We start from the raw sequence: 23,980 nt of genomic DNA on the forward strand, positions 1-23,980 counted from the left end.
GCAACACCTTAGAGTCATGCTGCCTTTGAACAAATTGTTAAGGGTAAATACTTAAAACTTTTTGCAGCATGACAGATAATAATCATCGTTGTTTTCTTAAAGTTTTGAGGGCATATATGCTGTTGTTGCTCATCCTTCATCCCGAATAAGTCGGGACAAGTCCTTCATACCTCAACCTTCCTCAATGCTTCTGTAAAAACAGCTTCTGTTGCCTGTGTGGCAGGCTCCTTCGCCAATCTGCTCAACCCTTATAAGAAGCGTGTCTTCATCACAGTCATAAAGAATCTCCTGCACAAGCTGAATGTTGCCTGAGGTCTCGCCCTTCATCCAGTATTTCTGCCTTGAACGGCTCCAAAAATGCGTCCTGCCGGTTGCTACCGTCCTCTCAAGCGCAGTCTTGTCCATATAAGCCAGCATCAAAACTTCGTTGTCCTCTACGTCCTGTATTATTGCCGGGACAAGCCCCTTTTCATCATATTTAAGTTCCGGTATCATTAATCCTCCAAAAAAAACAATTATTATTACAGTTTATACCCTATCTTCCTTAAAAATTCCTTCCTGTGCATTTTATCAGATGCAGTCTCAACACCTTTCGGTGAAAAACCGTCTATGATCCCGATAATCCCCCTGCCCTGCTTTGTCTCGGCAGCCACAACCTCCACGGGGTTTGCAGTCGCACAATAAATATTGCAGACTTCAGGGCAGTTCTTTACGGCATTCAGAACATTTATCGGGAACGCGTCTTTAAGTGCAATGCAGAAGACATGGCCTGCTCCGATTTCCTGAAGGTTTTTGACACACACGTCAATCAGTCCCGCATCATTGCCCTCTGTCCTTATTAGACACGGCCCTGACGCCTCTGTAAAGGCGATGCCGAATTTTGCCTGAGGCACAGTCGTTGCTATAATCTCATAAAGATCCTCGGTTGTCTTTATAAAATGTGTCTGCCCGAGGATGATGTTGCACTCCTCCGGAACATCAATTCTTACTGTTTTTATTTCCATCACAACCTCCTTAAAGACCGTTATGGGTTATGCGTTTAAATGCCTTCTGCATCCTGTTCTCTTTTGCTCATCACGCTTCACGTCTTACACCTCACGGTTGTAAAGTATGTTATAATCAAAATAAATTTTTGAGGCATTGTCAGGCAATAAATGGTAAATTTTTCAAATAATTTTCAGTCCGGAAAATTATTTACCTTAATTTTCTGTGCATATCTAATCTCAACGGCATCCGCCGCAACTGCTGAAATCATCGGACCTGCCATAAAGATACAAAACAATAATATCATGATAGGCACGGGTTTTTCCAATATCAAGGAAATAGAGAATGCCATAAAGTCAGGGGTTGAAAAAGAAATCGTCTTTACCATAGAGCTTTTCAGGGAATGGGATTTCTGGCCTGATGAATTTGTACATGCAAGGAAAATCCAGAAGGTCATTAAATATGACAACCTGAGGGGGCAGTACAGGACATCGTCTCATGACGGAACAGTTGTTAAGGAACGCTACTTTAAAGAATTCAATGACCTGAAGGAGTGGCTCTTTACGGTCAAGGATGTTAACCTCATTAATGTCAAAGAGCTTGAGCAGGGCAAATATTTTGTCAGGGTTGTGGTTGAATCAAAAAGCAGGGAGATTCCGCCTGTCATAGGCTTCTTTATGCTATTCATTCCCGAAATAGAAACAAGCCTTGCCAAAAAATCCCCGACATTTGTCGTTGGGGAACACCCGGCTCTGAGGAATCCCCGATGAAACCGCTCAAGACGCTTTTAGGCCTTTTTGCCATCAGCATCCTCGCAATAATTATCACCGGCTTTGTGCTTAAATATCTCGGGATTGAGCATGGTCCTCTGATAATAAAAACCGGCATTGTTTTTCTTGCGGTAAATATTGTACTTTACCTCCTTCTTCTGATTATTTTCGTAATCCGCAACCTCACTGCGCTTTACTATGAAAAACAACAGAAAATCATGGGGTCAAGGTTCAGGACCAGGCTTGTCATTGCCTTTGTCGGGCTTACCTTCATACCGTCAATACTGCTTTTTATCCTTTCAAACCAGCTCATAAACAATACCATTGATAAATGGTTTTCTATTGAGGTTCAGGGTCCGGTAAGCGATTCAATGGCAATTGCCAGAGTCTTTTACCAGAAAGAAAGAAAAAACGCACAAAGCTATGCAGATTCATTGGCGGCAAACAGGACAGCAGTCAACAGGGAAACCGGAAACTATAAAACTTATTTTCTAAGACAATCAGACGGCTCCGGCCTTGTTGACGACGCCTTTAAGGGACTTGCCGATACGGAGATAATATCAAAAAACAGCGGCGACATTATCAGGGCGGCATCTCCAGTCAGAGAAGGGGGTATAGTCTCCGGAGTGGTGCTGGTTGAGACAGCCATTCCTAAAAATATTGTGGAGAAAATGGAGTCCATCAAAAAGGCTTACAACGAATACCAGCAGATCGGGACGCTTCAGACCCCGATGAAGTTTATCTACTTTCTGATTCTCACAGTCACCACACTTGTAATTATTTTTCTTGCGCTCTGGATTGCGCTCCGCATTGCAAAAGGCATAACAATACCCATTAGGTCCCTTGTGGAGGCTACAAAAAATGTTGCGGACGGGGATCTGAATATCAGGATTGATTTAAAAAGGGACGATGAAATAGGCCTGCTGATTAATTCATTCAACAAGATGGTCGGGGATATCCGCAAGGCATATCTCAGCATGGAGGCGATAATTGAAAATATAAACACCGGCGTGATACTCCTTGAACGCTCAGGCAGGATTTATACACTGAACAACGCAGCATGTTCAATGCTGAATTTAGACCGCGCCTCTGTTACAGGGAAAAGCCCGAGAGAAATTCTCGGCAAAATCAAATCCGAAGAACTGAACTCCATGATAAATCAATTAGGGGAAAAGAACTTCAGGGCGATAGAGCGTGAAATTCACGCAAACGTAGAGGGCAAACTCGTGAATATGCGGGTTTACATTACGGCATTGAAAGATGCAGGCGGTAATTTTATGGGAATACTTGTCGTCTTTGACGACATCACAGACGTCATAAAGGCGCAGCGTGCGCTGGCGTGGCAGGAAGTCGCCCGGCGCATTGCCCATGAAATAAAAAACCCGCTTACACCCATACAGCTTTCAACTGAACGGCTTCTTAAAAAATGGGATGAAAAATCCGGAGATTTTGATGAGGTCTTAAGGAGGTCGGCAAAAACTATTGTGAATGAGGTCAACAGCCTGCGAAACCTTGTCAATGAATTTTCAAGGTTCGGCAAGATGCCCAAGCTGAACCTCCAGCCGACTGATATTAAACCCGTAATTGAAGAAATATTAAACCTCTACAAAGACGTGAAGGAGGTAAATATTACGACATCGTTTCAGGACACGCCTGAGATTGAAGCGGATCAGGAACAGTTAAAAAGGGCCTTGATAAATCTCATAGACAATGCCATTCATGCAAAAACAGAAAATATATGGTTAAATATATTCTACGAGCCATCTCTGGAAAGCGTCAGAATAGAAGTCATAGATGACGGAATCGGGATAAAAAATGAAGACAAGGACAAGCTCTTCCTGCCTTATTTTTCAACAAAAGAAGAAGGCACAGGGCTCGGCCTTGCAATCGTTGATAAAATAATATCAAGGCACAGGGGATACATAAGGGTAAAAGACAACAAGCCGAAAGGCACGCAGTTTATTATAGAACTGCCTGTTGTAAGGAAATGAGGAACAACTGTTGCAGGTTGAAAGCTGAGCAGCAACGGCATATATGCCCTCAAAACTTTAAGAATACAACTTTGATTATTATCTGTCATGCTGCAAAAAGTTTTGAGTATTTGCCCTGGACTATTTGTAAAGAGGCAGCATGACATTAAGGTGTTGCCTTAAAGTTTTCGGACATACATGCCATTGCATAAGACTTGAAACTTGCGCAATAAACGCTATAACACGATAAACGCTGTACACGGGATGGAGAGACAATGACACAGGCTGCAAAGGCCACAATACTTGTGGTGGATGATGAAAAAAATATCAGGGAAGTCCTTGCCGATACCCTCGGTGATGAAGGCTATGAGGTTATAACCGCATCTTCAGGCGAACAGGCGTTAGACTCTGTCAGGGAATTTTCTCCTGAGGTTATATTCCTTGACGTATGGATGCCGGGGATGGACGGCATAGAAACCCTTAAGGCCGTCAAGGATGCAAGCAAGGAATCATCCGTGATAATGATCTCAGGACATTCCAATATAGATACCGCAGTACAGGCGACTAAATTAGGCGCTTATGATTTTCTGGAAAAACCGCTTGCAACTGAAAAGGTGCTTATTGTTGTCAGGCGCGCGCTGGAAAAACAGCGGCTTGAGAAGGAAAATATTGCATTAAGAACCAGCGGATGGGAGATAATCGGGGAGAATCCGAAAATGAAACTTCTCAGAGATGAAATTTCAAAGGCGGCGTCTTCTCAGGGCAGAGTGCTTATATTCGGCGAAAGCGGAACAGGGAAAGAGCTTGTCGCAAGGGCATTGCACGAATCAAGCGACAGGAAAGACAGGGATTTCATAGAGGTAAACTGCGCCGCAATTCCCAATGAACTTATAGAAAGCGAACTGTTCGGTCATGAAAAAGGCTCTTTTACCGGCGCCTTTGAACGCAAAAAAGGCAAATTTGAACTTGCAGACAAGGGAACGCTTTTTCTGGATGAAGTGGGAGACATGGCGCTTGCCACACAGGCAAAGCTCCTGAGGGTGATTGAGACTCAGGAATTTCAGAGGGTCGGAGGAAGCAAAAACATAAAGGTTGATGTAAGGATAATTGCGGCAACAAACAAAAACCTGCAGGATGAAATTAAGAAGGCAATCTTCAGGGAAGATCTGTATTTCAGGCTGAACGTAATTCCGGTAAATGTCCCTCCGCTCAAGGAAAGAAAGGACGACATCCCGCTTCTGGTAGAGCACTTCCTTAAAAATTTCGCCATGCAATACGGCAGGAAGGCAAAAAAGATTAGTCAGGCAACACTTGACGCCCTGATAAGCTATGACTGGCCCGGCAATGTAAGGGAGCTTAAAAACACCATTGAGCGTTTTGTAATAATGAACTCCACTGAAACCATTGACTCAAAGGATCTTCCCTCCCTCAGCAGCGCGGAGCCTGATTATCTCGGTTATAAGACGCTGAGAGAGGCGCGGGAGCAGTTTGAAAAATATTTCATTCTGAAAAAACTCAGTGAAAACAACTGGAATGTCTCAAAAACAGCAGAAGACATGGACATAGAAAGAAGCAACCTCCACAGGAAAATCAAGGCGCTGGGGATAGATTTGGGACGCAGTGATTAATGAAGTCCTTCAAGGCACTCTGTCTTTTCAATCTCAATAAAACTTTTAGTCAGTCTTGCCATCTCCCTGTAGAATGACAACTCTGCTTCATTAATAATTTTACCGCTAAATGCGGGTATCCATTTTAACAGATGTTCTTTAATGAATTTTTTCTCAATCTCTCGGCACTTTAATGCACTCTCAATATCTTCTGCCTCCAAAGCATCTGCTTCATTTTTAGTAAGTTCATGCATAAATTCTAATTCCACACTGATATGGTCTGGCAGACCTTTATAGTCTGATTTATATTGGAACCCAAGTGATTCAACAAACTTCTTAACCTCTACTGTAGACCTGCCCCACAACCTTCCCCAATCGCCGTCAGCCCTTTCATGATGAACTGACTCATGGGGAGATATGTGTCTGCCCGGGCCCAAAAACAGCCTTGCGAACTCAACTGACAGGTCTTCAAGGAGTTTTTTTTCAGGCTGATCAAAAAAACCTTTATCAAATTTAATCCCTAAATTGGACAGGACAGACAAAAATCCTTTATCCGTGATTCCCCTAAGCAGAACCGCTGTTGGTTCTTCCCTGTAAATCATGGCTAATAAGCCATAGACATTACTTCTGTGCCTTGCCGTCTCAGCCATATTTTTAGCTTTTGTGTTTTCCATAAGGGAGGCTAATAAAACATCCCCTCCCACAAAAAAGAGGGGATGTTTTAGATGTTATAAACTATATGCCCTGCTATGCCTTTGTAACTGTAACAACCGTATCCATACCCCGGTGCTGTCCGCCTATCGGGTCGGGAATATTCGGTATTATCCAATTAGGATGCTTTCCGTGTTCCTTCCACCACATAAGTCTGAGGTCCGAGTCATTATCATGCGCCCCGCCTTCAACAGACGCCTTCTTGCCTGATGCATACCTCCCGTATTCCCAGTGCCCTACATGGTGCGAGATTGCTATAATACCCGGCACAATTCCCTCTGTTACTTCTGCCTTTGTGGTAATCTCGCCAATAGCGGATTTAACCTTAATCTTATCGCCGGTTTTAATCTTCAGCATGGCCGCTGTCTTAGGGTTTATTTTTGCGGGATTGTCATGATATATCTCGCTTAACCATTTGCAGTTTGCAGAGCGGGATTGCGTTATGACAGCAACCTTATATGTTGTGAGAATCAGTTCGTTTGGTTTCATCTTTTCATGCTCAGGCACCTGCATATAACTCGGCAGAGGGTTAAACTTCTTATCCTCCATAAGCACAGAATAAAGCTCCAGATAACCTGACTTGTTAACCCTGTCCGGCTTGAAGCCGGCATAAACTTTATCACCTATTTTCTGGCCCACATATCCCTTCCATGCTTCCTTTGTATGAGTGTAGCCTTTCTTCTTAGCGTCTTCCTCATTCTCAGCCTTTGATTTCTTCCATTCCCAGTAAACCTGTGCCTCTTCATCAAAAATGACGCCTTCTTTTTTGATATCCTCTTCCTTAACCTCTTTCTTGTATGAGAAAAATTTCGGCTTGGCAGCCGGGTCATGCCATACCCCATTTTTGATCATGTAATCAAACCCGCCGGCTGCCTTTATCTCCGGAGTCATGTCGCATGACTGCCTGACAAATTCCTCCATAGAATTAAATCCTAAGGAAAAACCCATCTTATTTGCAAGATCACAGGCTATATCTGCAAAATTTCTTGCCTCACCCAGCGGTTTAATAAACGGCTGTCGGATCTGATATTCGGCAATCTGCATTGGAGAGACTTCACCGTCCCAATCCCATCTCTCAGTATAAGGGGTATCGGGCAGAATAAGGTCAGCCAATGCCGCCGATTCATCATAGAACGGATTGACGCACACAGTGTAAGGAATCAGACTTTCATCTTTAAAGATATCTATTATCTCCTGACACTCGCCATTGGCATAAACAGGGGCATAGCAGTACCACATATATACCTCAGGCCTTCCTTCCTTCCCGTCTTTAATCATCTTAAAGACCTGGTGGTCCACATGATGATTCGGATATGCTACCGCGCCTTTAAACCCGTCAAGGATATTTAATTTCTTTGCCGCCGGCTTATCTTTCGGCCCGGCTGGAAATTTCCACGAAGCTGCAACTGCCTTGCACCTGCCGCCCGGATTGTCTATGTTTCCTGTTATTGCAGAAAGCATCTGCGCAATACGTTCATTTTCAACTCCGTTATAATGAGCCACCGCGCCCCTGTATGTTATAAGGCATGCAGGTTTTGTCTTTGCAAATTCAACTGCAATGGATTTAATCTTTGCCGCGCTTACCCCGCTTATCTTCTCCGCCCACTCAGGAGTATATTGGGAAAGGTGAGATTTCAGTGCAGTTATCTTTTCGTCCGCTGAGGCATTAGGGTTTTTTGCCGCCTTGACAAAGGTCAAGAATTCCTTATCATAAATACCTTCATTTATTATAACGCTGCACATGGCAAGCATAACCGCGCCGTCAGTGCCCGGTTTAATCGGCACCCATTCATCCGACTTAGCCGCTGTGTTGGAAAGCCTCACATCAAAGGTAACCAGCTTTATCCCTCTGTCAACCTTCGCCCTTATCAGCCTGTGCGCCGTCGGGATATGATTGGTATGAGCCTCAAGTACATTGCTCCCGAAATTCAGCACAAATTGGGTATTGTCAAAATCCCAGTTGTCATAAGATTTACCCCATGTCAATTCCTGAGCTACCCATTTGGCACCTTCGCAAATAGTCGTGTGCCCGCTTACGGTTCCCGTGCCGTAAGTCCCAAGGAAAACATCTTTTATCAGCTTCTCTGAACTTGCCTTCATCCTGCCGTAGTGAAATTTAAATTTCTCCGGATGCCCTTCATCACGAAGTCTTTTCAGGCGTACAGCCACTTCATCAAGGGCTGCATCCCATGAGATTCTCTTCCACTTCCCCTCGCCGCGTTTGCCAACGCGTTTCATCGGATAAAGTATCCTGTCAGGGTCATTGGAGTGGTTTACGCCTCCTTGTCCCTTAGCGCACATTTTGCCTTCTGTTCTGATGGAGTCAGGGTTTGACTCTATTTTAACTAACCTTCCATCCTCTACATAACCGATGTTCGGACATCTGGTAACACACTGCCAGCAGGAAGAAGGAATTGCCTGTCTTTCAACTCCTGTTAAAGGTGTAAAATCTTTACCTCCCGGCGCTAATGTGCCGGCAAGGGCGCGGGATTTAAAAACCTCTCCGGCAGCCAGCAGGGCGCCGCTGGCTGCACCTAATTTCATAAAATTACGGCGAGTAAGTTTAAACATGTCCTCCTCCTTCTTTATATTATCTGGTCGTTAAATTCAGCCTCTTTTTTCTTCGAATTAATTTTGTAGGCTTTCAGCACATTCTTCGGGTCAATATAAAATACATAAGGCTCTGTCTTTTCCTGAGGCAGAAGTGTAGTTTTTTCCCTGTCCTTCAGTAAATTAAATTCTTTGACAAGCCTTGATACCTCGCTGTCAGGGTCATTTAAATCTCCGAATATCCTTGCACTGCCCTGGCAGGTATTTACACATGAAGGAATAAGCCCCTTGTCAACACGGTGCTGGCATAATGTGCATTTGCCGATACCGTTTTTAGTGTTATCTTTTCCTGCAGTCACAAAAGGATTAAAGTAACGGACGCCATACGGGCATTTCTCAATGCATTTCCCGCATCCTATGCACTGTGAATTATCAAAGAGAACCATTCCGTCCGGACGTTTATAAGTGGCTCCGTCCCTGTATTTGTGCACCTTGCCGTCAGGCGTTACAAACTCTTTTCTATCAAGGGGATACTGAGGGCATATCTTAACGCATGGAGGCACTTCTTCCTTCCCGCCTGAGCAGTGATTGCACAAACGCGGCAGAAAATCCTTTCTGGCCTTGGGATATTTGCCTGACTCTATTTGTTTGACAACTGCGCTCCACCTGCCGAGCGGAACGCCAAACTCCGACTTGCAGGCGACAGTGCATCCCCTGCAGCCGATACATTTGCGAAGGTCAATAATCATTGCCCAGCGGGGAAGCCCCGCATTTGCGCCTTCGGCCTTCGATATGGGTAGAACTCCCGCAACAGCAGTAGCCGCTGCCGCAGCGCCGCCTGTCTTAAGCAAATCGCGACGTGATAATGCCTTGTCTTCACTCATAACGCCCTCCTCGTTTATAGTCTGATATTAATAAAATTTACTCTACTCTTAGCACAACTTCAATCAAAAAATTAATATCAAATATTACTATTAATAAACATTATCATAAATGTCCGTCTATTTAAGAGAATCAATTATCCTCTCAAAGCTTGTATATGCAGAGTCAAGCAGCGCCATCGCATATTTTTTATTATGCACCCCATTCCCATATTCAACAATACGGACCTTATACTGACCTTCCTTGAACATTGCCATTGCTTTTTTAAATTTGTCATTAGGGATTTTGCCTTTTGAATTTACAATAGTTTCTTCTGCCTTTTTCTCAAGTTCCAGGACTGTTTTCAATTCTTTCTGTATTACAGCAATATCATCTTTTAACAGCTTCTCGTATTCCAATGAATGGCATAACGCACATGACACGGCTGAACCTTTTACAATTTTTACCCCTTTTCTCCCAACAGTTTCTTCAATATGGCAGCCGACACAGGTCGTATGCGCATTAAACATCGGGCTGGGCGTCTTTTCTATCCCCTTCATTGCCTCGCCCATTAAAATCCTCTTCTGATATATATGCTCATCTAATGTATGGCAGATAAGGCAGTTTTCCCTTGCAGGCTCAAGATAGTCTATAACCTTGCCATGCCTGATAGGCTCATGACAGTTAAAACACTGGGCCGTGTGTCCTGCAACATGCTCCTTATGCATTAATTCCTTGTCTGCCGATTTTTCAAGCATATCAGCCGAATACTCATGACAGCTGAAGCAGTCTTCTTTTTTAATTCCTCCTTTGCCGCCTATAATCTCCCAGTGACAGCCGCTGCATGCCACCTTTGCTTTTTCAAGCATCTGATGGGTAATAGGTTTTTTCCCTTCCTTCTGAAGTGATTTTGTAGGTATTTCATGGCATAAGGAACATTTGCTTCTGCCTTCATTAAAGTTCGTGTTCTTAAAATGACAAAGATAACATGCCAGCTTAGGCACCTGAAAATGCTTGCCTGTCCTTACATGCTGGTGGCATGTATTACAGTGCAGTTTCTGCCCTGCTATTGTTTTTTCCAAATGTGTCTTGTGAACAAACGGCACTCCCCTGCCACCGTCTTCCCCTTTAAACACAATCTTCTTTGTTTCAAATTTTTCAGAAGGGTGGCATACAGAAGCTAAACAGCTGATGTCATTTATTACTGCAGTTTTTCGGACCTCTTTTTCTCTTGTTGAAAGATATGAAAAAAGCTGAGCCAACCCTTTCATCCTGGCCTTTACAGTGTACTTCTCCCCGGGTGCGTAATGGCACTCTACACAGGCGACCTCTTTATGTTTGGACACTTCCCATGTTACGTAAGGCTTTTTCATTATGTGGCAGGTAGTACCGCAAAATTTAGATGTTGAGGTATATTTATTTGTGACAAGTATTGCTGCAGCAATTGCAACAGCAAGGATGAGCAGAAGGATAATTGATTTTTTCATGCTTCTACTCATTGCTTAATATTATTAACAAGCATAGCGAAAATATCAAGCTGTATTTCTCAAATTATGGAAGCTAAGTATTTTTTATTATCTCATTATACAGAAAATACTTCAGGAAGGGAACGAAAAACATGGAAAAAATCAAGGCGCAGGGGATAGATTTGGGACGTCATCAGTATCAATGCAATTTATGAATAAAATTCCTTGTTGACATTGCTAATGCTCTATAAAAAAACGAATCCGCTGCATCTTCCATATCCCGGGTAAATGTCGGAACCCATTTTATGATATGCTCATCTAAAAATCTAATTGCTATGTTTGTACAATAAAACATTTTCTCAGGCTCACTATCAATTCTTTGAAACAAAACAGCCAGAAAATTCAGTTCTGCCCCTATATGGTCAGACATTATATCAGGGTTATTGACAGCAAGACCGGCTTCATTATAAAAATTCAGAACTTCATCGTATGCATCCTGCATCATAAGCTTTCTGGATGAAGTATATACAGACTCCCACGGCGGGCAGGGAAGCCTATAAGGACCTATAAAAAGTCTTGTATATTCCCACAGTAAGTCCTCAAGCGTCTGTTCTGAATTAAGGTCTATATTATCAATTGAATTCTTTAGGTCCGCCATAAAATCAGGCACATCCCCTGAAAGCAATACCTTCCAGTTTTCTAATGCCTCTTTCGTGGGCTTGCATAAATACATAGTGCTTAGTAAATTAAAAATCTCAGGAAAATCCAATGTCATTTCAGTCATATTTCTAAGGAAAAGGCGGAGCAGGCATACCCTGCTCCGCTTTCGTATTCCTTTACTTATTCTCTGAAAATTTTACTGATGGGCCTGTTAATTTAGGGTCGGCAAATCCGGGCAATTTGTCTTTGAGTGGTCTCCTGTATATCTCCGGAGGCGTATTCTGAGCCTCAATGTCTGACATTTTACCATGCCATAAGGCATAACTGGGGCATGTTCTTGCACAAGCAGGCGGAAGTCCTTCCTTCAACCTGTGATAACAGAGTGAACATTTATCCATCTTTTTCTTTTTCTCATCAAACTGGGGCGCTCCGTAAGGACAGGCAGCAGCACAGCGTTTGCAGCCTATGCACTTTTCCTGGTCATGCAGGACAACGCCGAACTGAGGCTCCTTAGTATATGCGCCGACAGGACATGCCTTAAGGCAGGCAGGCTCTTCACAATGATTACACGCAGTTGAAATATATCTAACTTTTACATCAGGATATTTCCCCTCTTCCTTAATTATCACCCTTCTGCGTCTTACACCTATCGGAAGGTCAAACTCCTGCTTGCATCCTGCCTCACAAGCCCTGCAGGCTATGCAATTGTTTTCATTAAAATACCATCCTATTTGATTCGGATTCTTTGCCACTTATATCACCCCCTCTGCCTTTATTACCTTCACACCAATTTCTTTTGCAACAATCTGCCCTGAAAATTTCTCGGCCTTGCCGGATAAGAACTGCCCGTCTGCAGTACCGGCGGGCGACCATCTATTAATCTTGTTAAGGCTTCCTTTTGCTACCTTGCCAAATGCCCAATGGCCATAGCCGTGCTGAAGGGCTACTACCTCGGGATGAATCCTCTCGGTTATCTGCACTGTACCCTTTGCCTTTGCATAAGGAGATTCTATCCAGACAGCGTCTCCGTCCTTCAGCCCGAGGCTGGACGCAGTCGCTGAATTCATGAGTAAAGGATTATCCGGCTTCATCTCCATCAGGTAGTCATTGTTAAATGTTCGCGAGTGAGTATGTTCATTTTGCTTATAGCCGACCAAGTACAGCGGAAATTCGGCAGTCGGCTTGTCTTCAGGTTCACTGTATTCAGGAAGTCCGCTGTAATTGTTCTTTTTAAGCAATGCCGATGTCAGTTCAAGCTTCTTTGTCGGCGTCTCAAAACCCTTGCAGATTTTATCACCTATCTTTACTCCGACCGCTTTAGCTTTACCGTCTTTGTCAGGCTTTTCCTTTACAACCCCGGTCTTCTCATCAACACTGCCGCCTTCAGGCATCTTTACTTCCTTCCTGAATTTTTCATATTCTGTCTTGCCGCTCATGATAAGCGTAGTCTTCTTAAATGTCTCCCAGTCCTGTTCCTTGGCAAAAGCGGTTGGGTTGTATTCATCGGCATAAAATGCATCATAAGAAAGGTCTGCAGGAGAATAATTATTTTTATCCTTTAAACCCATCTTTCTCATCACCGCCATCCAGAACTCAACCTCTGTCATACCATTAATCACCGATTTAATTACCGGTCTTCTTAAGCCGAGGACAGGCCATGTTACCCAATAACCGGTAAAATCATATCTTTCAAGATATACGGACCCGGGAATAACTATATCCGCCATCTCGGCAGTCTCGCTCATAAATATATCCTGCACCACCACATATTCCAGCTTTTTCATAAAATCCATATTCTTTTTTGTATTAGGCACAGACATCATAAAATTCTGAAATACAAAAATGCCTGCCTTTGGCACACCTGAACCCGGAGTTGACTCCTTTCCGTTTAAAACCACTTCCCTTGTTTCAACATAGATTCCAGAGCCATGCCCGAGAATATATTTTGTCCCTTTGCCGTCCACCCTCGGCTTCTTCAGTGAAGGGATATCAACCTCAAGTTCGTGATGCTTATTGCCTTTCTTACTGGGCTCTATCATTGTGCCCGGTTTATCAATCATGCCAAGTAAAGCCGGCAGGATTGTAATAGCATAACCGCCAAGTGTAGCATTTGTATGATGTCCTGGACCGCTCCATGTATCAATAATAACGGGCTTTCCTGCCTTTGCAGTCTCACCTATTTCTGTTGCGATTCTTTCAATGGTCTTTGCAGATACGCTGGTTATTTTTTCCGCCCATTCAGGGGTTTTGTCCGCAACATATTTTGCATATTCATCAAAACCAATACACCACTCATTAATAAAGGGTTTATTTACAAAATCTTTCTTTATTAATACATGCCCGATGGCAAGCGCCATGGCGCCGTCAGTGCCGGGCCTTATGGAAACCCACTCATCTGCCTTTGCAGCAGTCTGGCTATAAAAAGGGTCAATATAAACCATCTTGGCGCCCTTTGCCCGGCCCCTGTTCCAGATGCCCGGCAGGTGTATCCACTTCATCGCACCGAGGAGATTCCACCCAAATATAAGAGCATACGAAGTGTCTTCAAAGTCGGCAAGGGGGCGTTCATTACCCATCACAAGTTTGAAAGATGCCTTTCTTGCAACATCACAGAGATTGGAATGATTATGGTAGTTGGGCGTACCGTACATCTTGCAGAAATCACTTTGGATATGAGTAAAGCTATGGTCTTCACTGAACCATGCAAGGCTTTCTGCTCCGTGTTTCTCCCTGATTTTCTGTAAATTTTCAGCAACCTGATTAATCGCCTCATCCCATGATACAGCCTTCCATTTGCCGCCGCCCCTCTCTCCAACCCGCACCATTGGTGTCTTCAGCCTGTCAGGGTCATAAACTGTCCTCAATCCCGAGTTACCCTTGGCGCAAATTCTCCCTGCTGAATCTTTATCGCTAAATACAGCGCTAAGTTCACTTAAAGCCTTTTCATAGTTTGCGGATATGTTTGCTATATTGTTAGGATTTGCTATTCCCTCTATCTTCACTGCCCTGCCGTTGACAACCTTAACCTTAATGCCCGACTGGCCGCCGCACATATTGCAGTTGCTGTAAATCCATTCGCCCTCCTTTAATAATTTCTCCTGGGCGCTTGCTTCTCTAAAAAGTCCAAACTTGTCATCCCATATAAGGCCGCTTGCAATTGCAGCGCCTGCAAGCGCCGAGGCCCATTTAAGAAAAGACCTTCTTGTGAATTGCTTGCCCGTTACCTGCTCAAAAAGACCCTTCTCTTCTTGTGTTATAACTCTTTTCTCGCTCATTTACCCTCCTCCTGCTTAAATAATACTTTTGCGCCTTCCAACCCGCCGCTGTGGCATCCTGCGCAATTAGCCGGGTCCACCTGTTTTCTCAATGCAGCGGCAGACCCCTCCCTTAAATCAACTGACTCGTGACAGTCAGTGCAATCTTTCGGGGTTTGAAGTTTTGATTCAAGGTGGACTCTGTGATATGTCTTAAATTTCTTGTTAAGCGATATGTCTTTTTTAATATTGGCATGGCATGCAAGGCATTCCTTATTGCTGAGCTTTCCCGCATTTTTATGCAACTCAATAAGATTTTTTTCTGCTGCCGCTGCCGCTGAGGCAAAAAACAACACTAAACACACAATTAAAGCCTTTTTCATAATCCTCCTCCTCTATCAACTTTTTACATTAAATTTCAAAGCTCTCAGGATTTCTCTATCTTGTCCGGTGTTTTGTCTTCATTGATTGCATTCTTAAATCCTGATATCGCTCCGCCAAGGCTTTTGCCTATTTGCGGCAGTCTTGACGGGCCAAAAATAAACAATAAAACTATCAGAATTACTGCCATTTCCGGTAATCCTATTCCAAACATATTTTCGCCTCTCTTTTGATGAAACCTGCTTAGTTTAAAGCAACTTTCATGCTATTTGTAACTAACGGGATTTAAATAATATTTTTAGGGGGGAATGTTACGAAAAAGAAACAGTTTACAGCAGACAAAAAGACTTAACTCTTCTGAATTGTTAACAAAAAGATACTTCTGCAGATAAAAATAAGGATTGTTACGATTAAGGAACAATCCTTTTTAATTAATTCCGTATGCATTCATTTTTTCCCAGAGAGTCTTTCTGCTTATCCCGAGAAGCTCGGCAGCTCTTGATTTACTCCCTTTTGCACTCTTTAACACCCTGATGATATATTCTTTCTCCGCCTTTGCCGATATATCCGACAGAGACAGCCGGCCGATATTACTCTCCTTCTTTAGAACAAAAGCCGGCAGGTCCTCCTTTTTAATAGTATCTGAAGAAGAGATGGTCGCACCCCTTTCTATTATGTTTTCAAGTTCTCTTACATTACCCGGATAGTCATATTCAAGGAGTACATCCATAGCATCCTTTGAAACACGGATATTGCGTGATAACTTATTTAAAAAAAAGTCAATCAGGAGGGGAATATCCTCCTTCCGCTCCCTTAAAGAAGGAATCGTTATCGGTATCACATTCAGACGATAATAAAGGTCTTCCCTGAAACGTCTTTTTTTAACCTCTTCTGACAAGTCCATATTTGTCGCCGCAATTATCCTTATATCCACATTTAATGTTTCGGTTCCGCCGACCCGTTCAAATGTCCTCTCCTGAATTATTCTTAAAAGCTTTGCCTGTGTGGAAAGCGGAAGGTCGCCGACCTCATCAAGAAAAATTGTACCGCCGTCGGCAAGTTCAAACCTGCCGGGTTTCATCTTTATTGCACCTGTGAATGCCCCCTTTTCATGTCCGAACAACTCACTCTCTATAAGGCCTTCCGGCAGAGCCGCACAGTTAACCTTAATCAAAGGCTTATCTTTTCTTTTGCTCTGATAATGAATTGTTGTTGCTATAAGTTCCTTTCCCGTTCCGCTTTCTCCGAGTATTACTATGGTTGAATCTGAGCCGGCAACCTTCTCAATCAAGGAAAATACCTTCTTTATTTCAATGCCTTCACCTACAATATTGGGGAAACAGTAACACTTGCTAAGGTCTTTTTTAAGCCTTAGATTTTCCTCTTTAAGCCTCTTTATTTCCAGCGCCCTCTCAATAAGCAGGAGAAATTCATCCAGGGCAAACGGCTTGGTTATATAATCAAATGCCCCTAATCTCATTGCCTCAACTGCATCTTTTATCGTGCCGTAGGCTGTCATTACAATAACTTGTGTATCCTTAATCGGGATAATTTCCCTAACAATATCAAAGCCGTCAATATCAGGCAGTCTTATGTCCGTAACTACAATATCAAAAGAATTGGTTTTCAGGGCCTTTAATGCCTCAATACCTATCTCAAAAGATGTGACCTCATAGCCTGCTGATTTCAGGGCGTCTTCAAGGGTTATCCTCATCAGTTTTTCATCTTCAATTAACAGGATGCTGTTTTTCATACGGATTTATCATTTGGAAAGCTCAAGATAAACCTGCTCCCTTTCCCTATCTCACTTTCTACGGAAATCTCTCCGTTGTAATTTTTGACTATCTCATAAGTCAGCCAAAGGCCGAGGCCTGTTCCTTCAGCCGTCGGCTTTGTGGTAAAAAAGGGGTCAAATATCCTGCCCATATTTTCCTTTGCAATGCCGCTGCCGTTGTCTTTCACCTCTATTTTAACCGCTGAATTACCCTGATACCCCCTAACTTCCAAAATGCCGCCGGTTTTCATAGCGTGAATTGAGTTAATGAAAAGATTGATAAGCATCTGCTGGAAGTCATGCAGGTCAATAACAAGGTGCAGATTGTCCGGCACTTCATTAACAAAGTTAATTTTACCTTTTTTAAGTTTATATTCAACAAAAGAATAAACGCTGTCAACAGCATTTCTTATATTGACGCTAACCGGTGCATGTTCCGGCTTTCGCGACATCCACAAAAGTTTGTTTACAGTATTTTCTATCCTATCGAGGCCCTCCCTGATAAGGTCCAGATACCGTTCTCTGAATTCCGCATTGTCCGGATTCTGTTTGAGCATCTGAAGGCAATTGAAGAGTCCGCCGAGCGGGTTGTTTATTTCATGTGCAACACCTGCGGCAAGAATACCTATGGATGCAAGTTTTTCTGACTGAACCAGCTTTTCGTGGGTTTTCTTCAACTCCTCATTTGCCTGTTTTATTCTCTCAATCATACTGTTAAATCTCTCTCCCAGCATAGCAAGTTCATCATGCCCCTTTACGTCAACTTTAACATCAAGGTAATCACCCCTTGTTTTCTCCATTGTGCTGGCAAGCTGAGTTATGGGACTTATAAATCGCTTGCTCAGAAGCAGTATAAGCGCAAACCCCGCAAGAAGAAGGAATATTGTTAAGATAATTATCCTTTTAACTGTAGCAATAGTTTCATGCTCAACATTTTCAAGGGATATTCCGAATTTCAAAGTTCCCCATCTTTTCTTTCCTATTAGAAGAGGAATGCCGAAATCTAAAACATTGTGTTTACCCCCCGAATACCGTTGGACCACAGTATCATCCACCATCAGCGCCTTTTGGGTCAGCGGGTCTGTATAAACTTTCCCAAACTCAGTAATATTATTATGAGAAAATACCTTGCCCTCCGCATCAAGAACTGCGATATAAAGCAGCGCAATATCCTGTCTTTTGAATATCTCCAATAAATAGTTATCAAGAAGGCCGCCCTCTTCAACAAGACCAAGCCTTTCATAAATGAGATCATTTATGATGGGAATTGCAAGAGTCTCGCCCAGAAGCCTGCCCTGCCTTTCAACTTCGGTATAAAGGATATTTTCTTCCCTCTTAACTGCCATATATCCTATAACGCTCATAACAAAAATAATCGCCATCATGGTAAAAAATATAAATTTATACTGAAGACCCATCCTGGAGAAAAAAGCAAAATTAGGTTTCATAACCTTATTTTCGGATGACAACCTCTTCCGCATGTCTGCGGAACTGCATTAATCTTTGCCCGTATATTTGTATAATCCATGTCGGATGCTTCTGTAAAACCATTCTTAAAATCTTCATCAAGCTTTTCCAGAACTTTCCGCCCGACACTATCTTTAAGGTTTAATTCCAGGAGCGCCCTTTTGATATTCTCTATTACTGAAAAAGCCGTTCCGGGACCTGCGACAAGCGGGCCGGTGGGAATAGGTTCAGACTCGGCAATAATTTCTATTCCGAGCTTCATATACTTCCTGGCGACAGAGTCTCTTACAGCTCCGGCATCATACTGCCCCTTAAGAATCGCCTTTACCACAGAATCATGATAATCAAAATTAACATAGCTGCTGAGGTCGCTGAGGTGTATCCCATAGTTAGCAAGAAGATAGCGGGGGATAAGGTTACCTGATGTAGATTTAGATGAAGCAAAAGCAACACTTTTACCCTTAAGCTCAGCAGGGCTTTTAGCAGGAGACCCCTTCTTCTTTATTATAACGCTTCTATAGCTTGCATTGCCGTTTTCCCCTATTGATTTCAGGATGCATATTGCGCCATATTTTGCATGGGCTTCCAAATATGTCAGCGGCCCAAGCAAAGCCACATCCACCTCCCTGCTGCCAATGGCATTGACTGTTTCCTCATAGTTTTTCTTTAGCACAAGTTCATAGGTATAAGGCGTTTTTGCGGAAAGATAATCAAGAAGGGGCTGATACTTTTCATACATAATGCGCGGATTATCTCTCGGAATTACTCCAAAATAAACAGTCTGCTTGCCTTTCGTTTTTCCCGTAACCTTTGAATTACTTCCGATAGCGCGCTCCATATCCCTTATGGAGTCATAGTCTGTATCGGGAACATCAACAAATCCGTCAATCATCATAGCGTCAAGTATTGCCTTTCCCTTCGTTGTTTTATGCATGTTCAAAAAGGCATTTTTTATTTTTCTCTTAAGTTCAGGGGCAATATCACCTGTAACAACAACGGGGGGAATACCAAACAGCGGTGAACGCTTTATTACTCTGGTTTGCTTTACATATGGAGAACCCTTCTTCAGCATATATTCATAAATAATACTCTCAACTGCCGCGCCATCAACAATTTTTTTTGCAACCATCTCCACTGATTTATTGTGACTGTAACTATATATAAATTTTTTAAAAAACCTTTCTGGCTTAAAACCCATCGTCTTTAAAAGATATGCCGGATACAGCTTGCCGCTGTTGGACCTCGGGTCGGTGAAAGCAAATACCTTCCCTTCCAGTTCCTGAAAAGATTTAATAGCGCTATTGTTGTGGACAATAATATATGAACTGTATTTAGGACTTCCATTCACACTTGGCGCTGCGAGAAGTTCAACACCAAACCGTTCCTTATCAGCTACATAGGGGGCAGAACATATAAATGCAACCTTAACCTCACCTTTTTCAAGTAATGTATCCATCTCTTCATATGTCCTTCTGTGAATCATCCGGACAGGCTGCTTTATCTGCTCACCGATATAATCAATTATCTCCTGATAATATTTGACTGTATCAATAGGGGTAATCATGGAGGCTACACCGATTTTTATAACAGTTTCCTGCTTTGCAAAAGAATCATCCGGAAGGCAGACAGTCAAAAGAATAGTAAAGGAGATAAAAATCAAACCCAAAATGTATCTTTTCCCATTGAGGAAATTCATTGGAATCTCTATCAAGAGCAATAACTTGTGCCTTTAATGATAAACTGCTGCACTGAAAATTGTACAGCAACTAAACTAAATCGCAGAATAGCCCCAGAGCTTTCTGTCTTTAGCTGACACTTGCGCAGTATACCCGTTACTTAAATATTTTAAGTTTCTTTTATTATCTTATTGAGCCTCGTTTCAACGAAACTTTTTATCTCTTTCAGCCGGTCATTGTTCTTTGCCTCAAACCTCAGGACCAGCGCAGGCTGGGTGTTGGACGCCCTGATTAAGGCCCAGCCTTCTTCAAATTTAATCCTTATGCCGTCAATGGTAACAGAAGGGTATTCCCTGAACGCCTCTACGGCTTTATCAACAATCTTAAACTTTATATCATCCGGGCAGTCAAATCTTATCTCCGGGGTTGACGTCATGCGGGGCGCGTCCTTCAACAGCGCCTTTGTGCTATAGGGCTGTCCTGCTTTCTTGATTATTTCCAAAAGCCTGAGGCTTGCATAAATTGCATCATCATAGCCGAAATACCTATCGGCAAAAAACAAATGCCCGCTCATCTCTCCGGCAAGCATGGCATGTTCTTTTTTAAGCTTCTCTTTTATCAGGGAATGTCCTGTCTTCCACATAATGGGAACCCCGCCGTGCGCGGAAATGTCGTCATAAAGCGTCTGAGAGCATTTGACCTCGCCTATTATTTTTGCTCCCCTATTTTCTTTCAGAATATCCCTTGCAAAGATAATCATCAGCCTGTCGCCCCAGATGATTTCACCCTCTTCGTCAACTGCGCCGATCCTGTCCGCATCGCCGTCATAGCCTATTCCTGCATGAGCCTTTGCCTCTTTTACCTTTGCAATCAAGTCCGCAATGTTTTTTTCAACCACAGGGTCAGGGTGATGATTAGGAAATCTTCCGTCAGGCTCGCAATACAGCTCAACAACCTCTGCGCCAAGCAGTTTTAACAGCTTCGGCGCAACAAGACCGCCGACGCCGTTGCCTGCGTCAACTACCACCCTGAGCCCCGATAGACTCTGAAATTTATCTTTGATGAAATTTATATAGTCGTCAATTACCGGATAGCTTTCAACCGTGCCCTTCCCGCTTCTGAAATCCTTTTCATCCAATACCTTTTTCACAGCCTGAATGGTATCACCAAACAGAGTTTCCCTGCCCACACTCAGTTTAAAGCCGTTAAATTCAGGCGGGTTGTGGCTGCCGGTTATCATAATACCGCCGTCTATGGGAAGCTTAAAGAGTGAATAATACTGCAAGGGCGTCGGGCATACGCCAAGGTCTACAACATCAATTCCCGAGTTATTTAATCCTTTGACAAGGCTCTCCTGAATTATCCCTGAGTGCAGTCTTGCATCCCTGCCGACGCTCACCTTGGCCCGTTCTTTGTTAATGGACTTAAGCAGGTAAGAGGCAAAGGCCCTGCCTATAAGTTCTGCAACTTCTTTTGTTAAATCCTTTTCCCATACGCCGCGTATGTCGTACTGCCTGAAGATAGAAGGATTGACCATTTATTGCCTCCAATAATTTTTTTATAAGTATAACATAACATTATTTTTCAAAACATCATGCAGGGCTCTTAACTTTTTTACCTGTGTTATAATTTTCAATAATAAAGATGATGACACTGAGCGATTTACTGTCAAAAAGGGCAGAGGAACATCTCCGCAAGACATTCATCAGGTTTGAAAAGAGGAAACTCACATATTCAGAGGCAGATGAAAAAATCAGCCTCACAGCCGGAGGGCTGAAAAAACTTGGATTAAATGCAGGAGACCGCACTGCACTACTCATGGAGAACTGCCCTGAATACATCATCTCTTATTTTGCCATACTCAGGGCAAGCGGCATAGTTGTCCCCATAAACACATTTCTGACGGCATCAGAGGTATCTTATATCCTGAAAGACTGCGGGTGCAGGATTCTGATATACGGCGAAAAATTCTCATCCCACGCTGAAAAAATAAAAAATGACCTGCCTGATATCAGGATTTTGATGTTTGATGAAATACCGATGTCAGTCAACAGTCAACAGTCAACAGTCAACAGCATAACCGATGAGAATGACACTGCGGTATTTTTATATACATCCGGCACAACGGGTTTTCCAAAAGGCGCAATGCTTACACACAAAAACCTGCTCTCAAATGCAGAGGCTTGCATAAAAGTCATGCACCTCACATCAAAAGACAGGGTCTTATTATTCCTTCCCCTGTTTCATGCATTTACATTTACCGTATGTGTAATCGTTCCAGTGTATTCAGGAGCCTGTATAGTTCTTCTGCCCTCGGTAAAACCATTTTCCAGAGTTTTAAAAAGTATTTTCAAAGACAGGATAACGCTGTTTGTTGCTGTCCCGGCAATTTACAACATACTTGCCAGAAAAAGACTGCCGTCCTTTTTAAAGCACATACTTAAATATTTCCTGAAGATAAAGACATGCGTATCAGGCGCGGCGGCATTGCCCGAAGAAACGCTTAATACTTTTGAGAAGCGGTTTAACCTGCCGCTTCTTGAAGGCTACGGACTTACCGAGGCCTCGCCTGTTGTGTCCGTCAATCCCCTGCACGGCATGAGAAAGGCAGGCTCTGTGGGTCCCCCGCTTCCGGGGATTGAAGTAATTACAGTCGGAGAAGACGGCAGGTTTCTTGAAAAAGGAAATACAGGAGAACTTGCGGTCAAAGGGGCTAATGTCATGAAGGGGTATTTCAACAAGAAAGAAGAAACAGAGGCCGTGCTGAGAAACGGCTGGCTTTACACCGGAGACATCGCAAGGATTGATGAGGACGGATATATCTATATCGTTGACAGGAAAAAAGACCTTATAATCATTGACGGAATGAATATCTATCCCCGCGAGGTTGAGGACCTCGTATTAAAAAATCAGGCAGTTGAGGAGTGTGCCATGGTCGGCATACCTGACGGCAAAGGGTCTGAAATTCCCCTGCTCTATATAAAAAAGAGGGACGGCGCAGTGCTTAATGAGCATGAACTGAAAGGATTTTTAAAGGGGAAGGCAGCGCAATTTAAAATGCCGAGAAGGATAATATTTATTGAGGAATTTCCAAAGACAGCCACGGGCAAGATAAAAAAAACGGAGCTGAGAAAATTGCCGTCTCCGTAAGATTCAGACCATGTCTCATAGAGGTTGTCAAAATTGAATTATACTGTTAAACTATTATCTCTTGACAACAGGCGTATGTCTCTTATAATTTAAGAAAAACCGGAGTTTCACGGAAACTAAAAAAAATGAAACCACAGAGTCCACAGAGAATTACTCAGTGTCCTCTATCTAAACTGCTGGAGCAGTTAAAAAGAAAATAAATTTGAGGGCACCGAGGTGAGTAAAATAAAAACATTTAAGCTTATTAATATATTTAGTGATTTTCTCTGTGTTCTCTGTGGTAAAATTTGACAAGATAAAAAACCATCAAGGAGGTTAATATGACAAAGGCGGATTTAGCAGACACGATTTTTGAAAAAGTCGGTCTTTCAAAAAAGGAATCAATGGATATTCTGGAAACCCTTTTTGATTCAATGAAGGCAATCCTTTCAGAAGGAGAGTCCATCAAAATAGCCGGTTTCGGAACATTTCTGGTCAGGAAGAAAAAGGCGCGCAAGGGAAGAAACCCTAAGACAGGGGCGGAACTGCAGATTACTCCGAGAAAAGTAATTACATTTAAACCGAGCATACAGTTTAAAACTGCTGCGGATAAAGGTCTGTAGACTGCGGTTTTTGAATACAGCCCTTGCCTGTGAAGAAAGCAATGCCTGAAAAGCTTTTTTATAAAATCGGTGAGGTAAGCGGGATAGCAGGGGTTGA

The 23,980-nt window shown here is 42.9% G+C and carries 20 protein-coding genes; 5 read left to right on the forward strand and 15 right to left on the reverse strand.

The features are described 5' to 3' along the window. Nucleotides 1-171 precede the first annotated feature (171 nt). Both hisI and HZA10_10620 read right to left on the reverse strand, forming a co-directional pair. Nucleotides 172-495 carry a phosphoribosyl-AMP cyclohydrolase gene (hisI, locus tag HZA10_10615; GenBank protein ID MBI5196756.1) on the reverse strand — a complete coding sequence of 108 codons (324 nt, stop codon included), beginning with the start codon at nucleotides 493-495 and terminating at the stop codon, nucleotides 172-174. Between the two features lie 26 nt (nucleotides 496-521). Next, nucleotides 522-1,004: an adenosine-specific kinase gene (locus tag HZA10_10620; GenBank protein ID MBI5196757.1), complete on the reverse strand. Its 483-nt coding sequence runs from the start codon at nucleotides 1,002-1,004 to the stop codon at nucleotides 522-524. A gap of 150 nt (nucleotides 1,005-1,154) precedes the next feature. Between HZA10_10620 and HZA10_10625 the strand changes: the two genes are divergently transcribed. From HZA10_10625 to HZA10_10635, 3 genes are all read left to right on the forward strand, one after another. After that, nucleotides 1,155-1,754, forward strand: a complete 600-nt coding sequence (locus HZA10_10625; protein ID MBI5196758.1) for a DUF4390 domain-containing protein — start codon at nucleotides 1,155-1,157, stop codon at nucleotides 1,752-1,754. Continuing rightward, on the forward strand, nucleotides 1,751-3,745 hold the full coding sequence (locus HZA10_10630; protein MBI5196759.1) for a HAMP domain-containing protein: 1,995 nt from the start codon (nucleotides 1,751-1,753) through the stop codon (nucleotides 3,743-3,745). Before HZA10_10625 ends, HZA10_10630 begins: the two co-directional genes overlap by 4 nt. 254 nt (nucleotides 3,746-3,999) lie before the next feature. After that, nucleotides 4,000-5,352: a sigma-54-dependent Fis family transcriptional regulator gene (locus tag HZA10_10635; protein ID MBI5196760.1), complete on the forward strand. Its 1,353-nt coding sequence runs from the start codon at nucleotides 4,000-4,002 to the stop codon at nucleotides 5,350-5,352. Here the strand turns inward: HZA10_10635 and HZA10_10640 are convergent. The 13 genes from HZA10_10640 to HZA10_10700 form a co-directional block, all read right to left on the reverse strand. After that, a complete protein-coding gene (locus HZA10_10640; GenBank protein MBI5196761.1) occupies nucleotides 5,349-6,005 on the reverse strand; it encodes a molecular chaperone TorD family protein in 657 nt (218 codons plus the stop codon). The two genes, HZA10_10635 and HZA10_10640, sit on opposite strands and share 4 nt — an antisense overlap. A gap of 73 nt (nucleotides 6,006-6,078) precedes the next feature. Continuing rightward, a complete protein-coding gene (locus tag HZA10_10645; protein ID MBI5196762.1) occupies nucleotides 6,079-8,613 on the reverse strand; it encodes a molybdopterin-dependent oxidoreductase in 2,535 nt (844 codons plus the stop codon). Between the two features lie 14 nt (nucleotides 8,614-8,627). Continuing rightward, the gene (locus HZA10_10650) at nucleotides 8,628-9,476 is read right to left on the reverse strand and encodes a 4Fe-4S dicluster domain-containing protein (protein MBI5196763.1); all 849 of its coding nucleotides are present in this window, start codon (nucleotides 9,474-9,476) and stop codon (nucleotides 8,628-8,630) included. Between the two features lie 117 nt (nucleotides 9,477-9,593). Further along, nucleotides 9,594-10,940 (reverse strand): hypothetical protein, encoded by a 1,347-nt coding sequence (locus tag HZA10_10655; GenBank protein MBI5196764.1) that lies wholly within the window; start codon nucleotides 10,938-10,940, stop codon nucleotides 9,594-9,596. 178 nt (nucleotides 10,941-11,118) lie between these two features. Beyond that, nucleotides 11,119-11,694: a molecular chaperone TorD family protein gene (locus HZA10_10660; protein ID MBI5196765.1), complete on the reverse strand. Its 576-nt coding sequence runs from the start codon at nucleotides 11,692-11,694 to the stop codon at nucleotides 11,119-11,121. 61 nt (nucleotides 11,695-11,755) lie between these two features. Continuing rightward, nucleotides 11,756-12,331 (reverse strand): 4Fe-4S dicluster domain-containing protein, encoded by a 576-nt coding sequence (locus HZA10_10665; GenBank protein MBI5196766.1) that lies wholly within the window; start codon nucleotides 12,329-12,331, stop codon nucleotides 11,756-11,758. Beyond that, nucleotides 12,332-14,854, reverse strand: a complete 2,523-nt coding sequence (locus HZA10_10670; protein ID MBI5196767.1) for a molybdopterin-dependent oxidoreductase — start codon at nucleotides 14,852-14,854, stop codon at nucleotides 12,332-12,334. After that, nucleotides 14,851-15,216, reverse strand: coding sequence for a hypothetical protein (locus HZA10_10675; GenBank protein ID MBI5196768.1), 366 nt, complete (start codon nucleotides 15,214-15,216; stop codon nucleotides 14,851-14,853). The genes HZA10_10670 and HZA10_10675 overlap by 4 nt, the downstream gene beginning before the upstream one ends. A gap of 44 nt (nucleotides 15,217-15,260) precedes the next feature. Further along, nucleotides 15,261-15,428 (reverse strand): twin-arginine translocase TatA/TatE family subunit, encoded by a 168-nt coding sequence (gene tatA, locus HZA10_10680; protein ID MBI5196769.1) that lies wholly within the window; start codon nucleotides 15,426-15,428, stop codon nucleotides 15,261-15,263. 213 nt (nucleotides 15,429-15,641) lie between these two features. Next, nucleotides 15,642-16,967, reverse strand: a complete 1,326-nt coding sequence (locus HZA10_10685; protein ID MBI5196770.1) for a sigma-54-dependent Fis family transcriptional regulator — start codon at nucleotides 16,965-16,967, stop codon at nucleotides 15,642-15,644. Further along, the gene (locus HZA10_10690) at nucleotides 16,964-18,436 is read right to left on the reverse strand and encodes a HAMP domain-containing protein (protein MBI5196771.1); all 1,473 of its coding nucleotides are present in this window, start codon (nucleotides 18,434-18,436) and stop codon (nucleotides 16,964-16,966) included. The genes HZA10_10685 and HZA10_10690 overlap by 4 nt, the downstream gene beginning before the upstream one ends. Beyond that, nucleotides 18,433-20,151, reverse strand: coding sequence for a phosphate/phosphite/phosphonate ABC transporter substrate-binding protein (gene phnD / locus HZA10_10695; protein MBI5196772.1), 1,719 nt, complete (start codon nucleotides 20,149-20,151; stop codon nucleotides 18,433-18,435). The genes HZA10_10690 and phnD overlap by 4 nt, the downstream gene beginning before the upstream one ends. Before the next feature lie 149 nt (nucleotides 20,152-20,300). Beyond that, on the reverse strand, nucleotides 20,301-21,668 hold the full coding sequence (locus HZA10_10700; GenBank protein ID MBI5196773.1) for a phosphomannomutase/phosphoglucomutase: 1,368 nt from the start codon (nucleotides 21,666-21,668) through the stop codon (nucleotides 20,301-20,303). A 107-nt stretch (nucleotides 21,669-21,775) separates the two neighbouring features. Between HZA10_10700 and HZA10_10705 the strand changes: the two genes are divergently transcribed. Further along, the gene (locus HZA10_10705; protein ID MBI5196774.1) at nucleotides 21,776-23,281 is read left to right on the forward strand and encodes a long-chain fatty acid--CoA ligase; all 1,506 of its coding nucleotides are present in this window, start codon (nucleotides 21,776-21,778) and stop codon (nucleotides 23,279-23,281) included. Nucleotides 23,282-23,601: 320 nt separating this feature from the next. Then, complete coding sequence (locus HZA10_10710; GenBank protein MBI5196775.1) at nucleotides 23,602-23,883, forward strand: integration host factor subunit alpha; 282 nt, start codon at nucleotides 23,602-23,604, stop codon at nucleotides 23,881-23,883. The last annotated feature ends 97 nt before the right edge of the window (nucleotides 23,884-23,980 follow it).

The sequence above is a fragment of the Nitrospirota bacterium genome (assembly GCA_016212185.1).
Lineage (GTDB): Bacteria > Nitrospirota > Thermodesulfovibrionia > UBA6902 > DSMQ01 > JACRGX01.